3 protein-coding genes are annotated in these 3,386 nt (G+C 71.0%); 1 reads left to right on the top strand and 2 read right to left on the bottom strand.

The genetic code is table 11. From position 1 onward, the window contains the following. Positions 1-72 precede the first annotated feature (72 nt). A complete protein-coding gene (locus VGD85_RS00485; protein WP_331061484.1) occupies positions 73-963 on the bottom strand; it encodes an NAD(P)H-binding protein in 891 nt (296 codons plus the stop codon). Positions 964-992: 29 nt separating this feature from the next. After that, positions 993-1,778, bottom strand: a complete 786-nt coding sequence (locus tag VGD85_RS00490; protein ID WP_331061485.1) for a MerR family transcriptional regulator — start codon at positions 1,776-1,778, stop codon at positions 993-995. A gap of 57 nt (positions 1,779-1,835) precedes the next feature. Between VGD85_RS00490 and VGD85_RS00495 the strand changes: the two genes are divergently transcribed. Beyond that, the gene (locus tag VGD85_RS00495) at positions 1,836-3,047 is read left to right on the top strand and encodes an acetyl-CoA C-acetyltransferase (RefSeq protein WP_331061486.1); all 1,212 of its coding nucleotides are present in this window, start codon (positions 1,836-1,838) and stop codon (positions 3,045-3,047) included. The last annotated feature ends 339 nt before the right edge of the window (positions 3,048-3,386 follow it).

Consider the following 3,386-nt stretch of genomic DNA (forward strand, 5'->3'; position numbering starts at 1 on the left):
TTTCCGCCGGCGCTGGAAACTGGCGCCGACTCGGCGTTGACTTGCGGGAAACTGGCGCCGACTCGGCGGGGATCAGCTCTCGCGGACCGCGCGGCGGACGGCCTCGCGGTAGGTGAGCGGCTCGCCGGGGACCAGGTCGCGGATGGCGTGGTCGGTGACGATCACCTCGGTGCCCATCGAGTCGATGAGGTTGCGGCCGGTGGTGGCGTCGACGTTGGTGACGAACGAGATCCAGTACGACGACAGCTTCGGCGTCAACACCGGGACCGTGATGATCGGTACCCGGTGGCCGTCGATCACCTCGGCCGCCTGCTGGAGCATCTCGACGTAGCTGAGCTGATCGGGACCACCGATCTCGAACGCCCGGCCGAACGCCTCCTCGAGGCCGACGACCCCGGCGAGGTAACGCACGACGTCGTCGAGCGCGATCGGCTGGGTGCGGGTCGCGGCCCACTTCGGGACCACCATCGCCGGCAGGTTCTTCACCAGCTGGCGGGTCATCTCCCACGAGATGCCGCCGGCGCCGACGACGATCGCGGCCCGCAGCACGGTCACCGGCACGCCGGACTCGCCCAGCAGCCGCTCGACCTCGCGCCGCGAGCGCAGGTGCGCCGACAGCGTGTCGTCGTCCTTGCCGAGCCCGCCGAGGTAGACGATCTGCCGGGTGCCGCTGGCGGCCGCGGCCAGCCCGAACGACCGGGCCGCGTCGGCGTCCTTGTTCTCGAAGTCGTCGTCGTCGAGCGAGTGCACCAGGTAGATGGCTACGTCCACGCCGTCGAGCGGCGCGGCCAGCGTGCCGGGGTCGCTGACGTCGCCGCCGACCGGCTCGCCGGGACCGTCGTACGTCTCCGGGTGCCGGGTCATCGCGCGCACCGTGTGCCCGGCCTCGACCAGAGCCGGCACCAGCCGGCTGCCGACGAATCCGGTGGCGCCGGTGACCAGGACGGTGAGGGGCTCGCTCATGCAGGCTCTGTGGCCGGTTGGCCCGCCCTTCAATCCTGCGTGCGGCTGCGAGGGGTACGCCGGCTCCGCGCGGCGATCTCTTCGCGGCGCGTCTCGTCCATGGCCGCCTCGTACGCAGCCACCAGGCTGGCGATCGACAGCGGCTTGAGCCGCTCGACGACCTCGCGCAGCTTCTGCGGCGGCGCTCCGGACTCCTTGTAGACCGGCCACACCACGGTCCGGAACAGCTCGTTGAGCTCCTTGGCGATCTGCCGGCCGTGCTCGGCGTACACCTCGCCGGCCGCGATCGCCGCCTCCATCGGAAAGCCGAGGTCGAGCAGGCCGAGGCCGACCGAGAGCTGTGAGACCGCCACCTCGTAGCGGCCCCGCTTGGTGCGGAACACGATGCCGAGCGCGGCGAGCGTCGCGAGGTCGTCCTCGGTGAGCGAGCGCCCGGTGCGCTTCTCCAGCTCCGCGCGGGACATCTCCACCGGCACGTCGGCCTGCCACGGGGCGAGCATCGTGCGGTGCAGCGCGATGTCCTCGGGCGAGGCGTCGGTGGGGATGCCGGCCAGGTACTTCTCGATCGCCGACAGCGTGAAGCCGTGGGCCTGCAGCTCCTGCACCAGCTCGAGCCGCGCGACGTGGTCGGGGCTGTAGTAGCCCGACCGCCCCCGCCGGATCGGCGGCGGCACCAGGCCCTTGGTGGTGTAGAAGCGGATGTTGCGCACGCTCATGCCGACCCGGTTGGTCAGCTCGTCGAGGGTCAGCAGCTCCCGCACCGCATCGACCGGCGACTCCGGGCCCTCCACGTCGCCGCCCTTGTCCTCGTCCATGACCCTCCTCACAACACTCGACCTTGACGGTGACAGTAATAGTGTCACAATCGGTCCATGGCTGAGGCATTCGTGTACGACCACATCCGCACGCCCCGCGGCAAGGGCAAGAAGGTCGGCTCCCTCCACGAGGTGAAGCCCGTCGACCTGATCGTCGGGCTGCTCGACGAGATCAAGGAGCGCAACCCCTCCCTGGACCCGGCGCGCGTCGACGACGTCGTGCTCGGTGTCGTGTCCCCGATCGGCGAGCAGGGCGGTGACATCGCGAAGACCGCGGCCCTCAAGGCGGGCTACCCCGAGACCGTCGCCGGCGTCCAGCTCAACCGGTTCTGCGCCTCCGGCCTCGAGGCGGTCAACCAGGCGGCCTCCCGGGTCCGCGGCGGGTTCGAGGACCTGATCCTCGCCGGCGGTGTGGAGTCGATGAGCCGGGTGCCGATGGGCTCCGACGGCGGCGCCTGGGCCTCCGACCCGGCCACCGCGCTGCAGACCGGCTTCGTGCCGCAGGGCATCGGCGCCGACCTGATCGCCACGATCGAGGGCTGGACCCGCGCGGACGTCGACGCGTACGCCGCGGAGTCGCACCACCGGGCCGCCAAGGCCTGGGCCAACGGCTACTTCAACGGCGCGATCGTGCCGGTCCGCGACCAGAACGGCCTGGTCGTGCTCGACCACGACGAGACCATCCGCCCCGACACGACGGCCGAGGGCCTGGCCGGCCTCAAGCCGAGCTTCGCCGACATCGGCGCGCAGGCGGGCTTCGACGACGTCGCGCTGGAGAAGTACCACTGGGTCGAGCGGATCGACCACGTGCACCACGCCGGCAACTCCTCCGGCATCGTCGACGGCGCCTCGCTGATGGCGATCGGCACCGAGGAGATCGGCGCCGAGCTCGGCCTCACCCCGCGGGCCCGCATCGTCGCCACCGCGGTCTCGGGCGCCGACCCGACGATCATGCTCACCGGCCCCGCACCGGCCGCGCGCAAGGCGCTGGCCAAGGCCGGCCTCGAGGTCGGCGACATCGACCTGTTCGAGATCAACGAGGCCTTCGCCGCCGTCGCGATGCGGTTCATGCGCGACCTGGACATCAGCCACGAGATCACCAACGTCAACGGCGGCGCGATCGCCATGGGCCACCCGCTGGGCGCCACCGGCGCGATGATCCTCGGCACCCTCGTCGACGAGCTCCAGCGCCGCGACCTGCGCCGCGGCCTCGCCACGCTCTGCGTGGGTGGCGGCATGGGCATCGCGACGATCGTCGAGGTGGTCTGAGCTGAGCGCCCGAGTGCCGCGCGAGGCACGAGCGCGGCGCTCGTCCGGGCGCCAGGTCGAGTAGCGGCGCGGCTGAGGAACGAAGCCGCGACCCGCGTATCGAGACCCAGTCGGTCTCCCGAGACATCACAACTCCACAGGTGGTTTCGAGGCTCGGCGCTAGCGCGCCTCGCACCTCAACCACCGGGATCTTCCAGAACAGGACTTCCATGAGCACCAGCACCACCGAGCAGACCGCCGTCCGCTACGACAAGGACGCCGACGGCATCGTCACCCTCACCCTCGACGACCCGACGTCGAGCGCGAACACCATGAACGAGCTCTACCTCGAGTCGATGG

The sequence above is a fragment of the Nocardioides sp. genome (assembly GCF_036401255.1).
Classification (GTDB): Bacteria; Actinomycetota; Actinomycetes; order Propionibacteriales; family Nocardioidaceae; genus Nocardioides.

Excerpts from the sequence above, each read along its gene's own strand:
- VGD85_RS00485 (WP_331061484.1), bottom strand. The coding sequence starts at position 963 with ATGAGCGAGCCCCTCACCGTCCTGGTCACCGGCGCCACCGGATTCGTC.
- VGD85_RS00490 (WP_331061485.1), bottom strand. The coding sequence starts at position 1,778 with ATGGACGAGGACAAGGGCGGCGACGTGGAGGGCCCGGAGTCGCCGGTC.
- VGD85_RS00495 (WP_331061486.1), top strand. The coding sequence starts at position 1,836 with ATGGCTGAGGCATTCGTGTACGACCACATCCGCACGCCCCGCGGCAAG.